Genomic DNA, 15,244 nt, shown 5'->3' with positions numbered 1-15,244 from the left:
TTCACCCCAACGCTACTTCAATTTAATGTTAATATCTTGTACTTTCCCATCTCTATATACTTTTGCAGTTAGTGTTTTTAAATCATCTTTATGACTAAAAATGATTTGTCTATATCTAAGATTATCTTCTACTTCTTTACCATCTAATTCTACTATTACATCATTTTTTTGCAACCCAGATTTTTCTCCAATAGAATCAGCTTTGATGTTCCCTATCAATACACCATTATTCACATCATCAGGTAAGTTGATAGATTGTCTTGTCGCATCATCAACATCTGCGATATTAGCCAACTCTACACCAGTATTAGGATATATTACTTCACCTTTAGCTTCAAGTTGTTTTGCAATTGATTCTGCATCATTGACTGGAATAGCAAAGGCAATACCTTCAACATTATCCATGTCAATTTTCAGTGATGCTATACCAATTAATTTACCGTTTTTATCAATTACACCACCACCAGAATTACCTGGGTTTACAGGCGCATCCATCTGGAACGCACTCATTAATACATCGAACTTATCGTCTTTATCAATATCTACTGGCACGTGTCGATTTAATCCCGACACAATACCTTCTGAAACACTGCCTTTAAAATCAACACCTAAAGGGTTACCTACCACAATAATAGGTTCGCCTAATACTAAAGTACTTGAATCTCCCATTTTAATTGCTTTCACATCGCTATCTGGTTTCACTTTTGCTTTGATGACTGCAATATCAGAAAATTTATCTGTACCAATCACTTTACCTATTGAATAGTCATTGTTACCATATGTAATCTTTTGTTCTTTTTTATCACCAACAACATGTGCGTTTGTCATAATAAAAATAGAGTCGCCTACTTTTTTGTAGACGACACCTGAACCTAATTCGTTTTCTTTACCTGCTTCCTGTGTCTCTTTCTCTGCAGATGATGAATCATTACTTGTATCATTTTCTACTGTTACAACTGAATGAATTGCACTATTTGCACTTTTCATTGTAGCAGTATAAGTTTTATCTTTATCACTATTGTTTAGAAATACATGATCTTTTGTATTTCCATTATTATCTACATTACTAAAAATTGCTTGAATCAATATCAACAATAACACAACTGCAATGACGATTAATATTTGCGCCCATTGTTCCATGAAAAAGTACTTAACTCTACCTGTAAATGACTGCGGTTGATCATCTTTTTGTTGGGGAGCCATTTTTCTGTGATGTTTTGATTCGTTACTTACACCAATATTATGTTGTGTTTTATTTTCATCTTCGTCCTCTATATAGTTATTTACACGCGATTGTTGCGCTTCTTCAGAATAAAAATGGTCGTCATGTGTATTTTTTGGTTCATCTTTTCTTTCTGAATGACTATGCTTTGCTTCTTTATTATGTTGTCCTTTATCGTTCTGATAATCTTTAGTTGATGCAAGTGGTTCATTTAAATTTGCTGCAGGCGTTTTTTCTGATTCAACTGCAGCTTTTGTTTCTTTCTGCTGGCTATCTTTAGGTGTTTCACTAATTTGATTTTGGTCACTCGTCTTACCATTGTTACGTTCTTTCATAACTTGTTGTTGCTGTTGAATCTCTTCCTGAGTCAATTTCTCAATTCGTGCTTTCCTCAAATTCTCTTTTACGCGCTCTTCATTATTTTTGGCCAGTTCTTCTGCTTTTTCAGCACGTTGTTTTCTTGCTTTACGCTCAAATTGTACACGTTGTTCCCGCTCTTCATTATGAAAATACTCGCGTCTTTTACGGCCGTATTTTTCTTTTGGGATTACATGTTTTTTATTATCTTTCACCATAACTCCCCCTAAAACTGCATGTTTCTTTAATTTCCATTATGACATATCACATAAAATATTTCTGCTTTATTTTTATTTTATTACTATATATATGTGATTATAAGCACTTTAAGTATATATTTCTATCATTAACATGTCTTTACACTTATATTAATATACATAAAAAACCCCTTCTAAAATTCCCACTTTTGTTGTGGCCACTTTAGAAGGAGTATATTAATAAGTTAACTCTCTAATTTGTTATCGATTTTATTTTTCTTGTTTTTTATTTTTACGAATAGAACCTAACCAACCAATGATGACTAACAAAATCATAACAGACCAGAAGATTGACTGCCAAACAACGCTGTGTGGGAAATGTTCGTCTAAAACTCCAATATCTGGATGAGCAAGTACCATAACAACTAATTTGATACCAACCCAACCAACAATCGCAAAAGCTGCGCCTTCTAAACCTGGATATTTATTTAATAGGTTTACAAACCAAGTTGCAGCAAAACGCATAATAATAACACCAAGCATACCACCAAGGAACATAACAATAAATTGACCTAAATCCATGCCGCCAAAATGGATACCTACTGTTGGTAAGGTAACCGCTATAGCAAGTGCCGCAAGCATTGAGTCAATTGCAAAAGCGATATCGGCAAATTCTACTTTTAATACTGTACCCCAAAATGATTTAGCACTTGCATGTATTTCTTCTCCAGATTCATCAAAATGATGATCATCACTGCCATCGTTCTTATCATGGTCTTTTTCCTTAAAGAAGGATATCAAATTTCTTATAGACATATATAGCAAGTATAAAGCGCCTAGTGCTTGTATCCACCAGAAATGTGCAATAACACTAATTAAGAATAAAGATAAGAAGCGGAATACAAAAGCACCAAGCAAACCATAAAACAGCGCTTTCTTACGTTGTTCGGGTGGTAAATGTTTAACCATTACTGCCATTACAACTGCATTATCTGCAGCTAATAAACCTTCTAAAAATACGAGTACTACTAACACCCATAGGTAAGGTAAAATCAAACTCGGATCCATATAGGACATCTCCTTTAGTTTTTTACATAAAAATAGAGACCCAAGCTAAGTCAATGCATACGAAATCCATTCATCGTATTTTAATAAACATAAAGTAAATTAATTACAATTCACAGATAATATACACTGTTAGCAAAGGTCTCACTCGACAGTTTTATTCTGCCCATCTTACCGGAAGTATCATACTTCGTAATGACGATAAAAATGACTAAGTTAAAAAGAATATATCAATATGCATTCAACTATATCTAAGCGATACTTGCACACTTCATATATCAATTCAACTTTAGTTAAGTTACTCCCCTCTGACTACATAGTCATAGGTATTCTATTAATATGGTTATTATACACAAAAACAAAATTTATAACAATCCATATAATTTAATTTCTGGAAATTTCTCTTCAAACCATCTTGTAGCAAACTCATTTTCAAATAAAAATACATAATTATCATATACATCTTTTACTAGAATAGAACGTGTAGAACTCATCTTATCTTTGATGTCTTCTTCGTTTTCTATCCAGCGCGCAATTTTTTGACCAACTGGTTCCATAACAACATCTACATTATATTCATTTTTTAAACGATGTTCGAATACTTCAAACTGTAACTGTCCTACAGCACCGATGATAATTTGATTCGTGTGTAATGCTTTGTAATATTGGATTGCGCCTTCTTGAACTAATTGTTCAATACCTTTATGGAAATGTTTTTGCTTCATCACATTTTTGGTTGATACTTTCATAAATAATTCAGGTGTAAATTGTGGTAAATCTTGGAAACTAAATTTTTGATTACCACCAACTAGCGTATCACCAATTTGATAATTCCCTGTATCATAGAGCCCGATAATATCACCAGCCACCGCGTGATTTACAGTTTCCTTATCGTCTGCCATAAATGACGTTGAACGAGTGATTTTTTGTTTTTTGTTTGTTCGTTGCAAGTTAACATCCATGCCGCGTTCAAATGCGCCACTAACAACACGCATAAAAGCGATCCTATCTCTATGTTTCGGATCCATATTAGCTTGGATTTTAAATATAAAACCTGAAAAATCTAAATCAAACGGGCTTACTTCTATGTCTTCTTTTGTTTGACGTGCATTTGGCATAGGTGCGTGGTCTACATATGCATTCAAGAAATTTTGTACACCGAAGTTTGCTAATGCCGATCCAAAGAATACAGGCGTTAACTCACCATTTAATAATGCTTCATTATCAAAGTTTTCACCCGCTTCTTCAACTAACATAAGCTCATCAATTGCTTGTGCAAACGCGCTATCATTTTTCATTTCGTGGTCTTCTTTAAGTTCATAGTCATCATCCAAATGTAAGATATTTTCTTCATCTCTAAATGGTTCAATTGTATGGGATTCTCTATCAATAATTCCGTAAAAGTTTTGACCCATTCCAATTGGCCAATTCATTGGATATGTTTCTATATCTAATGTAGATTCAATTTCATCTAATAATTCAAATGGTTCTTTCCCTACTCTATCCAATTTATTGATAAACGTAAAAATAGGAATACCTCTCATTTTACAAACCTTAAACAGTTTTAATGTTTGTGGTTCAATTCCTTTTGCACAGTCAATAACCATAACTGCGCTATCTACTGCCATTAAAGTTCTGTATGTGTCTTCAGAAAAATCTTCGTGACCCGGCGTATCTAGAATATTAATTTTGTAATGGTCGTAATCAAATTGCATTACTGAACTAGTCACAGAAATACCACGTTCCTGTTCAACTTTCATCCAGTCACTTGTAGCAAACTTCCCGCTTTTTTTACCTTTAACTGTACCTGCTTCTCTAATTGCACCACCAAATAATAATAATTTTTCTGTTAATGTTGTTTTACCAGCATCTGGGTGAGAAATAATCGCAAAGGTTTTTCTTGATTCTACTTCTTCCTTTATATTCATTTATAATCTCCTTTAATTCTCAAATATCCATTTAACGATGTCATCAGCAAAATGTGATGCTGTTGACTCATCAAGTAATGTAAATAAGTGTATCACAAGTTCCTCTTTCATATCATCTTCATTTAAAGTTGATTCTACTTCTAATGACCAATTTATTTCAGGAATTGCTATAAGAAATAAGTGCTTTATTACATTTTCATATATATACACATTAGCCTGAATGTCATTGAAATTAATTTTTTTAACCTTCATGAGAACCTCCACCAAATTTTTTATAAGCCGCTTCTAATCCGATAAGGTCATCACGATGTGGTACTTTGATGTGGCCAGGCATAATTTGATATGGTTCTCGACCTTTTGAAGCTAATACCACTGTATCCCCTGGCTCAGCAATATCTATAGCATGTCTTATGCCATCAGCACGATCGTAAAATTCAATATAGTTATCATGCGTTGCCCCTTTAGCTAATTCTTGTGTTAATTTCTTAGGATCATCATCTGCAGGATTATCAGGTGTAAAGATAACATAATCTGCTCGGCATGCTACACGTCCCATTTCAGGTGTTTTAGTTAAATCACGTTCACCTGCCATACCACATAAGAAAATTAATTTTTGTTTGGCGAATGGCTTAACCGCATCAATTAATTTATCCATTCCATCTGCTGTATGTGCATAGTCTATAATTAGATCAATTGGTAGTGATGGATCTAATACTTCTAATCTGCCTTCTACAGGTTCTAAATTTTCAACAGCTTTTATAATTCCACCTAACTCAATGCCTTTACTCCACACAGCAATCATAGCAGCCATAATGTTAGAAACATTAAACAGACCAACATAAGGTGATTGGACCTGAAATTTTCCTTCAGGCGTATTAAAAATAAATTTAACGCCTTGTAATGATTCTTCAATTTGTTCTGCTGTAAACTGGGCGTCATTTTTAACACCATAAGTGAATACCTCATATGGTGTTACTGAGCTAAGATATTCCGAAAAAGCATCATCATTATTCAACACAACGTATTTATCTTGTGATAAATCTTCACCCAATTGGCTAAATAATAATGATTTAGCATGTCCATAGGACTCCATTGTTCCGTGAAAATCTAAATGATCTTGTGTTAAATTTGAAAAAATAGCTACATCAAAATCCACACCACGAAGGCGGCCTAAAGATAGACCATGACTAGATACTTCTAAGGTCATAGATTCAGCACCTGCTTCAACTGCTTCATTTATTTTTTTTGTTAATAATACCGTTTCAGGAGTTGTATTTGCCCCTTTTGATTTAACTTCATTTATTTGAAAGCCATTTGTTCCTAAGTAAGCACTACCTTTATTTAATTTTCTATAAATATGATGTATCATCGTAGCGATTGAAGTTTTACCATTTGTTCCTGTTACACCATATGTTATGAGTTGCTTACTAGGATAATCGAACAACATATTAACTAACAAACTTGCTACACGTAAAGTATCTGGGACAACGACTTGCGTTACATCTCCTACAACTTGTTGTTTGTGATTAACGATGATAACATCACACCCCTGATTCACCACATCTTGGCAAAATCTATGACTGTCTACTGTATAACCTTTCGACGCTACAAATATACTACCTCGCTGTGCAGTACGAGAGTCTGTTGTTATATCTGTTATATTTCTATCTAACGTGCCGAAAACTTGTTTCACTCTAATTTTTTCAAACAACACATTTGCTTCCAACATATATCGCTCCTTTATTTCCAATACTTCTATTATACACATTTCCCACTGTTTTTATAGAATCTAATGATTTGATATTTATAATTTCTTCCTATTGTATTAAGTTGATTAATCATTTAATTACGTTCAAATACTATTTACCTACGTATTATAATCTTTATGGTTAATAATATTAACCATACGTTGCGAAAATATTAATTCTTTCTATATATTTAGTTATTTGTAGAATATAAGCTTATTGCCTTGTCAAAAGTGGTATTATATAGATATATAACAACTTTATTTTAATAAATTTTAATTTCCCAATTTAGTATGAATCATTTCACAAGCGTTTGTAAAATGATATAATTAAAATTAATTGTGTGTTTTTCTTTCACAACCTCAAGTAAATACGTTAAAATTATCTTGAGCTAAATATAAACTATTGGAGGGTGGCTTTTAATGGTTACTCAAAATAAAAAAATACTGATAATTACTGGATCTTTTGGTAACGGGCATTTACAAGTTACGCAAAGCGTAGTAAACCAATTTAACGAAATGAATCTAGACAATTTAACAGTTATTGAACATGATTTATTTTTAGAAGCTCACCCAATTCTGACTTCTATTTGTAAAAAATGGTACATTAATAGTTTTAAATATTTTAGAAATATGTATAAAGCTTTTTACTATAGTCAACCAGACCAATTAGATAAATGTTTCTATAAATACTATGGACTTAATAAATTAATGAATTTACTTTTAAAAGAAAAGCCAGATCTTATTTTATTAACTTTTCCAACACCGGTTATGTCTGTATTAACTGAACAATTTGATATGAACATACCTATTGCAACAGTAATGACAGACTATCGCATGCAAAAAAACTGGATTACGCCACATTCACATAAATATTATCTTGCTACAGAGGAATTAAAAGATGAATTTGCAAGTATTGGCATTCCTCGAAATAAGTTGAAAGTAACAGGAATTCCTATTTCAGATAAATTCGAAGCGGATATCAATCAAGAAGATTGGTTACGTCAAAATAATTTAGATCCTAACAAACCTACTATATTAATGTCTGCAGGTGCATTTGGGGTTTCAAAAGGGTTCGGCCAAATGATTCAAGAAATTTTAAACAGAAGTCCACATGCACAAGTAGTTATGATATGTGGTAAAAATAAAGACTTAAAACGTTCATTATCTAGTCAATTCAAAGCTAGCAATAACGTACTAATTTTAGGTTACACCACACATATGAACGAATGGATGGCTTCAAGTCACTTGATGATTACAAAACCAGGTGGTATCACGATATCAGAAGCATTAACACGTCAAATACCAATGATTTTCTTAGATCCCGCACCTGGCCAAGAGCTTGAGAATGCAGTTTATTTTGAAGAAAAAGGGTTTGGTAGCATAGCACTTACACCTGAGGCAGCAATAGAGCAAGTTGCTTCATTAACAAATGAGCCAGCTAAATTAGCTGCAATGTCACAAGCAATGGATTCTTCCAGAATCCCATACTCAACATACAAATTATGCAAAGACTTATTAGACTTACTTAATCATTCATCTCGATATGAGGAAGTTTACGGAAAGGTTCCTTTATATGCAAAGCTCTTCGTTAAATAAATATGGTACAAATAAAAATTTTATAATCATGCTAATCATCTTATTCTTAATGGAATTTGCTCGAGGAATGTATATTTTAAGTTATTTATCATTACTTCCAACAGCAACCTCAATCGCGGTAGGTATAACATCTATCGCTATTTCTATACATTTTATTTCAGATGCAGCAACAAACTTTGTTATTGGTTTCTTACTTAAACGCTTAGGTGCAAAATTAGTACTAACTTTAGGTTTTTTACTTGCTTTTGTTAGTTTATTTTTAGTTATTTGGTTCCCTACTGCACCAATAGTATTAATCATCAGTGCGGTCTTGCTAGGTATTGCTGTTAGCCCTATATGGGTCATCATGTTAGCAAGTGTTGATGAAAAAAATCGTGGTAAACAAATGGGTTACGTGTACTTCTCATGGTTACTAGGATTACTAGTAGGTATGGTAGGCATGAATATTATATTTAAATTTCATCCGACACAATTTGCGTTTTTAATGTCACTAGTTGTATTAATTGCTTGGATATTATATTATTTCGTAAAAATTAGACTCACAAATTATAATACTCGACCTGTTAATCAGCAATTAGGTCAAATAGTAAATGTCACAAAGCGACATTTAATTCTTTTTCCGGGGATTTTACTACAAGGTGCTTCAATTACTGCTCTTGTTCCAATACTACCTACATATGCAACAAAAGTTGTCGGTGTTTCAACAGTAGAATATACAATGGCAATCGTATTTGGCGGCATTGGCTGTGCGTTTTCAATGTTGTTCTTATCTAAGGTAATTGATAATCATGGCACATTATTTATGTACAGTGTAATATTTAGTGGTTTTGTACTATATACACTCATGATATTTGCTTTATCGCTAATTACAGAAATCACATTGGTTTGGATACTAGCAGTATTTATCGGTCTCATGTATGGTATCTTACTACCGGCTTGGAACACATTCATGGCGAGTCATATACATTCGGATGAACAAGAAGAAACTTGGGGTGTATTCAATAGTGTGCAAGGCTTTGGATCTATGGTTGGCCCCCTCGTTGGTGGTTTAATCACTGAGTTTTCAAATTCAGTAAATAACACATTTTACTTTTCAGCGTTTGTGTTCTTATTCCTAGCTGTCTTTTACGGTATCTATTTTATCAAACGTAAAAAGCACGTTTAAAGCGTTCATAAACTTTAATATTTATAGAAAAGTTATATCAGCCATACTTAAGTTATTATTTAAAAATAACATTAGTAAACCTCAAATATGTATGTAGACATGAGTTATAATAACTCAAAAATTTCAGAACATGAGACATAAAATATATCTAGTTAAAAAGCGTCAATTTCTATTGAAAATATAGATAAATTGACGTTTTTTATTTTCATGAAAATTTTACCATGGCCATGCTTAGGATGGTAGGCGTTTCCTAAATCATACTACTTTAAATATAAAAGAGAGCTAACCTAAAATGATTAGCTCTCTCTTATTTCGGAGGTGCGCATTTATTCTCACAACTCTATATCTTCTTATGTCTAATCATGATGCATTCAGACAATAATCAAAACGGAACACTTTTATGCTAAATTAAAGTTTTCTAAAACTTTCCATTTATCTTCTTTTTCATCATAATAAACTAAAGAAAGTTGCTCAATAGTTTCTTTGTAGTCAATCCCCGCTAGCTTCAATTGTCCATAAATATCTTCAAATTCTTGACTCGTCAATCCTTGGGCAATAGTAAAATGTGGTACAAACGAATGATCTGCAACCCCATAAAAATCGCCTTTGTTAAATTGATTAAATAAGTTTTCTAAAGTTTCTGTTTTTTCAACTTTAAAATAAATAACATTTGTTATCGGCGCAAAATTAGATGCTTTTGTTGCATGAACATCAACCGTTGGAATGCCTTCGATTCTTGATTTAATTGTCTCTTTTACAGACTCTAAATCACCATCGTTTATTTTAAATTGCCCCTTTATCGTAATATGCGGCATAATAGATGCATAATGAGCATCATAACGCTTACGATATGCATTCACTTCATCTTGAAATGCTTTTGACGGAATTAATGCCAATCCTAAAATCATTTAAATTCCTCCTTTGTTTAACATAATTACATTATAGCAAATTTCTGAAAAATTCGTTACTCTAAAGTCAATTTATTTCAGAATATTAAAATGAAATATTATCAGATAAAAAATATTTTAACATTTCATCAAGTAAATATTGCCATGATTTCCATCTATGGCCTCCTTCAAATTCTAAATAATGATACGTAAAATCATTTGCTTTAATAATTGAATTTAATTCACGATTTGGTGTTAAAAAATCTGCAGTTTTACCTGTGGTAGGTAACTTAAAATCCTCTTCTTCTAATCCTACCGCATGCCAAATTGATAGCTGCTCTTTAAATTGGCAACGTTCAATTAATGTCTGGATAGCCTCATCATGTTGCGGACTTAATAAACCCACCTGACTAAATACACGCGGATATGATAACGCAGTAATTAAAGCAACACTACCAGCTAAACTATCCCCTAATAGAACACGTGCATTGCCTACTTTAAACGTTGGGAACGTCTTATCTATAAACGGTAATATTTCATTAGCCATAGCTTTCACAGTCAATGGTGTACGAGCGCCTTGTGGATGAAATTCTGCTCTTCTTTTATCAACATCTTCATAGTGAAAACCTACAAAAATTGCTCGCTCAATTTCATTGGTTTCTCTTAACTTTTCATAAGTACGATGGATTCTGCCAAAAGCAAAAAAGTCTGCCCCATCAAAGCAAAAAACAACTTTATATTTAAATAATTCTGTAAAATCCTTAGGTAAATAGATAGATAATGTCACATCTCTATCTAAAATCTTGCTAGGAAAATTAATCTTATTGATATTTCCTGGTTGAAAGTCATACATAAACAATGCGCCCCCTAGTAGTCTTATAGACATTGTACCAAGAGACGCATGATTTTAAAATATTTCAACTTAATTTTTACAAATTGAATGATACGTTAATCATCAATTTTTTCTTCTTTTAGTCGCTGTGGGTAATCTTTCAGCCAGAAAATAGCATTAGGTACTTTACTAGCATCTGGTCTGTAAATTGCTCGTTTACCTGATCCAAGTTTTTTCTTTTGCTTTTCATAATCTTTCAGAGCATTGATTGCTGGCTTATGTAGTATCCAAATAGCAATAATATTTAACCATGCCATCATACCTACACCCAAATCACCCATCATCCATGCCAAATCTGCAGTTTTAACTGCGCCATATACTGTCGCTAAAATTAAAACGATTCTTATAATATTAATATATACAAAAGTGGTTTTCTTCGAACTTCTTCTAGTTAAGTAGGTAATATTGGTTTCAGCAATATAATAGTATGCCAGTATTGTTGTAAAGGCAAAGAAGAATAATGCAATTGCAATAAAGTATGAGCCAAATCCTGAGAAAGTCGGATCAAAGTGATAACCGCTACCATGGAATGCTTTATCAATACCAGCTTGTGCATACATTGCTGTACCTGAATAATCTTTATCACCATTGGACATTTCTACAAATATACCACTGTCTTTAATCATACTCGCTTTACCGTCTGACATCGAACCACCATCAGTAACATTATACGTACCCGAAAGTAAAATAATTAAAGCGGTTGCTGTACAAACAAATAATGTATCTATATAAACTGAAAATGATTGCACTAACCCTTGTTTAGCTGGATGAGATACTTCTGCTGCCGACGCAGCATGTGGGCCTGTACCTTGTCCTGCTTCATTTGAATATAGTCCTCTTTTAACACCAATTTCAATCATAGCACCTACAATACCACCAAAAGCTGCTTCAAAACCAAATGCTGATTTAAATATTAAAGCAAATAGAGCAGGAACTTGTTCGATATTTATAAATATAATTATAACTGCCATTAATATGTACGCAATTGCCATAAATGGAACTACTGCAGTTGCTGCATTTGCAATCCACTTTATACCTCCAAATATGATTAATCCAATTAAGATCGCCAAGAATATTGCTACTATCCAAGGTTCTAAACTGAATGCATTTTTCATTGAGCTTGAAATCGCATTAGACTGCACACCTGGTAATAATAACCCCACTGATATGACAGTAACGATCGCAAATATTAAACCATATATCTTTCCTAATTTCCCCTTAATACCATATTCAATATAAAATGCTGGACCGCCTCGGTATTGCCCTTTCTCTTCACGCTTATAAATTTGTCCGAGTGTAGATTCAATAAATGCACTACCTGCGCCTAAAAATGCCGATGCCCACATCCAAAATATAGCACCAGGACCCCCGATAAATATAGCCGTTGAAACACCTACAATATTACCAGTACCTACTCTACCTGCTAAAGATAAAGCAATTGCTTGGAAACTAGATATACCTGTCGGTGATTTTTCCCCTTGAAACATTAGGCGTATCATTTCTTTAAAATGCCTAATTTGGAAAAAGCGCATCATAAATGAAAATAATACTCCTGTAAGTAATAAACCATAAACCAAAGGTTTGCTCCAAACAATATCATACAACCACGTAAGTAACCCCTCTAACATAACGTATCCCCCTTGTTGTACCATCATGTGAAATGATATATTTTTCATTATTATACACATATATAATATTCCGCGCAACGTATTCATTAAGTTATATTTTTCACAATTTATATATTATATTACAAAATTTATATTAAATATTTCAGATCACTTTATTCTTATAGATAAATAGTTTTACACTATTCATCACAAATTAGTCTATTTTATAGATATAACTTTCTATTTTTTTATAATTGCACCACAGAAATTATTGAATTCAATTTTCATCTTTTGTTCTTTGTTTATTTGAGATATACTAAATAGTACTTAAAAAAGAATTTAGGAGGAACTGTCCTATGCTAAATAAAGTTTGGTTTAGAACAGGCATTGCCTTATTAATCCTGTTTTTATTAATCAAATTAGTCATGGAAGTCCATAGTGTGTTTGTACCTTTTGTAATTATTATTCAATCTGTATTATTACCATTGTTATTAAGTGGCTTCTTATTCTATATTTGCTTACCTTTTCAAAAAATACTAGAAAAAAATAAAGTCCCACGTTGGGCTAGTATTACAATTATCTTTATCGCTTTATTTATCATTATCGGTATCATTATTAGGTTTATCGCACCACCTATTGCAGAACAAATTGAAAATTTAATCAATCAAATCCCAGCATTACAACATGAAATTCAATATATTATCAATTTTGCTTTAGATCAAATGGAGAGATTACCTGCTGATGTAACAGATAGAATAAATAAAATGGTTCAATCTATGAGTGATAGTACTGCAGATATATTATCTAATTCATTTAGTTATTTAACTTCATTTATCTCAACACTATTTTTACTTATCATGGTGCCATTTTTCTTAATCTATATGTTAAAAGACCATGAACGTTTTATACCTTTTATTGCTAAACTATTTAAAGGTGATAGAAAAGTTTTTATTGTTGATTTATTAAAAGATTTAAATCATACAGTACAGTCTTATATTCAAGGTCAAGTAACAGTTAGTATTATTTTAGGTATTATCTTATATATCGGTTATTCAATTATTGGTTTGAATTACACATTATTATTAGTAATGTTTGCCTGTGTAGCTAATATGATTCCATTCCTTGGTCCATGGATGGCATTTGCTCCAGCAGCCATTATCGGAATTATTCAAAGTCCAACTACATTTATATGGGTATGTATTATCACATTAGTTGCTCAGCAATTAGAAGGTAACGTTATTACACCAAATGTTATGGGTAAATCTTTAAATATTCACCCACTAACAATAATTGTTGTCATCTTAGCTGCTGGTAATCTCGGTGGCTTTGGCCTAATACTTGTAGCTGTCCCACTTTACGCAGTAATTAAAACGATTGTGCGTAATGTTTTCCAATATCGCCAACAAATTATTGAAAAAGCTAATAGTGATGTTAAAGGATAGCTAAAAAAATAGCTTAGATACTATATCAGTGTTTAAATTTAGACACATTTATTAAAGCACCTAGTCGTCGATTTGACTAGGTGCTTTAATTTTATATATTGAGGTCGTAATAAATGCATGTCCCGATTTTAATTTATCAATACAAAAAACCTCTAATACCAAGTATCAGAGGTTTCAGACCGCCGACAAAGTCCAAGACTTTGTTGACAGCTTTTTTGTACGTTTTCTGCGAATACTGACTTAACCTATAGTGTTCGACTAGCGCTCTTTCCGCAGAAGTTGCCGCAAATCATTAGCCAATATTATAATATATAAATTAGACAATATGATATTTATTTTGAGGTTTTACAATATTATTTAACGATATGATAACCGCTATCTACATGAATGTTTTCTCCGGTAACACCACTTGAAAAATCACTTAATAAATAAGCTGCAGTTTTACCAACTTCTTCTTGATCGACATTACGTTTTAACGGTGCACGTTCTGTGATTTCATTCAAAATTGAATTAAATCCACCTACACCTTTTGCACTCAATGTACGGATAGGTCCAGCTGAAATCGCGTTAACACGGATATTTTCTTGTCCTAAATCTAATGCTAAATAGCGAACATTTGCCTCTAGACTTGCTTTCGCAACACCCATCACATTATAATTTTGAACTGCGAATTCGCCACCTAAGTAAGTTGTAGCTACAATACTACCACCTTCAGGCATAAGTTTTTTAGCTTCACGTGATACAAGTGTTAATGAATAAGAACTAATATCTTGTGCTAATAAGAAACCATCTCGTGATGTATCAATAAAGCGACCACGTAAATCTTCCATATTTGCAAATGCAATTGAATGGTAAACACCATCTATATTGCCAACTTCTTCTCCAATTTTAGCAAAACCATTTACTACATCTTCATCACTTTGAACATCAATTTGATACATATGATGAGTTTCTTGATTTAATTGTTCAACTAATTTTTCTAATTCTTTTTTACTACGGTCTTTACGGTATGTAAATACTAATTTTGCACCAAGTTGGTCCAATACTTTAGCTACGCCAAAACCAATACTACGTTTGTTTGCAATACCCATAATGACGAAAGTTTTGTTTTCTAAATTTAACATGAAAATAGCTCCTTT

General features: G+C 32.5%; 12 protein-coding genes. 3 read left to right on the top strand and 9 right to left on the bottom strand.

Annotated features, from left to right (window positions below):
- Positions 1-12: 12 nt before the first annotated feature.
- From ACSUE0_RS09920 to ACSUE0_RS09900, 5 genes are all read right to left on the bottom strand, one after another.
- Positions 13-1,794 carry a trypsin-like peptidase domain-containing protein gene (locus ACSUE0_RS09920; protein WP_436957187.1) on the bottom strand — a complete coding sequence of 594 codons (1,782 nt, stop codon included), beginning with the start codon at positions 1,792-1,794 and terminating at the stop codon, positions 13-15.
- Positions 1,795-2,046: 252 nt separating this feature from the next.
- Positions 2,047-2,844, bottom strand: a complete 798-nt coding sequence (locus ACSUE0_RS09915) for a TerC family protein (RefSeq protein WP_119614757.1) — start codon at positions 2,842-2,844, stop codon at positions 2,047-2,049.
- Positions 2,845-3,206: 362 nt separating this feature from the next.
- Positions 3,207-4,769: a peptide chain release factor 3 gene (locus ACSUE0_RS09910; protein WP_436957184.1), complete on the bottom strand. Its 1,563-nt coding sequence runs from the start codon at positions 4,767-4,769 to the stop codon at positions 3,207-3,209.
- A gap of 12 nt (positions 4,770-4,781) precedes the next feature.
- Positions 4,782-5,021, bottom strand: coding sequence for a YueH family protein (locus ACSUE0_RS09905; protein ID WP_119614759.1), 240 nt, complete (start codon positions 5,019-5,021; stop codon positions 4,782-4,784).
- Positions 5,011-6,495 carry a UDP-N-acetylmuramoyl-L-alanyl-D-glutamate--L-lysine ligase gene (locus tag ACSUE0_RS09900; protein ID WP_119614761.1) on the bottom strand — a complete coding sequence of 495 codons (1,485 nt, stop codon included), beginning with the start codon at positions 6,493-6,495 and terminating at the stop codon, positions 5,011-5,013. The genes ACSUE0_RS09905 and ACSUE0_RS09900 overlap by 11 nt, the downstream gene beginning before the upstream one ends.
- Positions 6,496-6,936: 441 nt before the next feature.
- Here ACSUE0_RS09900 and ACSUE0_RS09895 point away from each other — a divergent pair, with 441 nt between their 5' ends.
- Together ACSUE0_RS09895 and ltaA are read left to right on the top strand one after the other, a co-directional pair.
- Positions 6,937-8,112: a diglucosyl diacylglycerol synthase gene (locus ACSUE0_RS09895; protein WP_436957182.1), complete on the top strand. Its 1,176-nt coding sequence runs from the start codon at positions 6,937-6,939 to the stop codon at positions 8,110-8,112.
- Positions 8,090-9,277: a lipoteichoic acid biosynthesis MFS flippase LtaA gene (gene ltaA, locus ACSUE0_RS09890; protein WP_119614017.1), complete on the top strand. Its 1,188-nt coding sequence runs from the start codon at positions 8,090-8,092 to the stop codon at positions 9,275-9,277. The genes ACSUE0_RS09895 and ltaA overlap by 23 nt, the downstream gene beginning before the upstream one ends.
- 398 nt (positions 9,278-9,675) lie before the next feature.
- On the opposite strand, the gene ACSUE0_RS09885 is transcribed toward ltaA, so the two are convergent.
- The 3 genes from ACSUE0_RS09885 to ACSUE0_RS09875 all read right to left on the bottom strand — a co-directional run bounded on the left by ACSUE0_RS09885 (position 9,676) and on the right by ACSUE0_RS09875 (position 12,684).
- On the bottom strand, positions 9,676-10,185 hold the full coding sequence (locus ACSUE0_RS09885; RefSeq protein WP_017722290.1) for a YjcG family protein: 510 nt from the start codon (positions 10,183-10,185) through the stop codon (positions 9,676-9,678).
- An 85-nt stretch (positions 10,186-10,270) separates the two neighbouring features.
- Entirely contained in the window at positions 10,271-11,017 is a 747-nt protein-coding gene (locus ACSUE0_RS09880) for an esterase family protein (protein ID WP_119614018.1), read from the bottom strand.
- Positions 11,018-11,112: 95 nt separating this feature from the next.
- Positions 11,113-12,684, bottom strand: coding sequence for an alanine/glycine:cation symporter family protein (locus ACSUE0_RS09875; RefSeq protein WP_119614019.1), 1,572 nt, complete (start codon positions 12,682-12,684; stop codon positions 11,113-11,115).
- 335 nt (positions 12,685-13,019) lie between these two features.
- On the opposite strand from ACSUE0_RS09875, the gene cozEa reads away from it, so the two are divergent.
- Positions 13,020-14,105: a lipoteichoic acid biosynthesis protein CozEa gene (cozEa, locus tag ACSUE0_RS09870; protein WP_119614020.1), complete on the top strand. Its 1,086-nt coding sequence runs from the start codon at positions 13,020-13,022 to the stop codon at positions 14,103-14,105.
- A gap of 353 nt (positions 14,106-14,458) precedes the next feature.
- On the opposite strand, the gene fabI is transcribed toward cozEa, so the two are convergent.
- Complete coding sequence (fabI, locus tag ACSUE0_RS09865) at positions 14,459-15,229, bottom strand: enoyl-ACP reductase FabI (protein ID WP_017722294.1); 771 nt, start codon at positions 15,227-15,229, stop codon at positions 14,459-14,461.
- Positions 15,230-15,244: the final 15 nt, after the last annotated feature.

Source organism: Staphylococcus sp. AS1337 (assembly GCF_051408735.1).
In the GTDB taxonomy this organism is placed as follows: domain Bacteria; phylum Bacillota; class Bacilli; order Staphylococcales; family Staphylococcaceae; genus Staphylococcus; species Staphylococcus xylosus_B.
The sequence above is the reverse complement of the archived record's forward strand: the minus strand, read 5'-3'. Positions and strand labels throughout refer to the sequence as shown.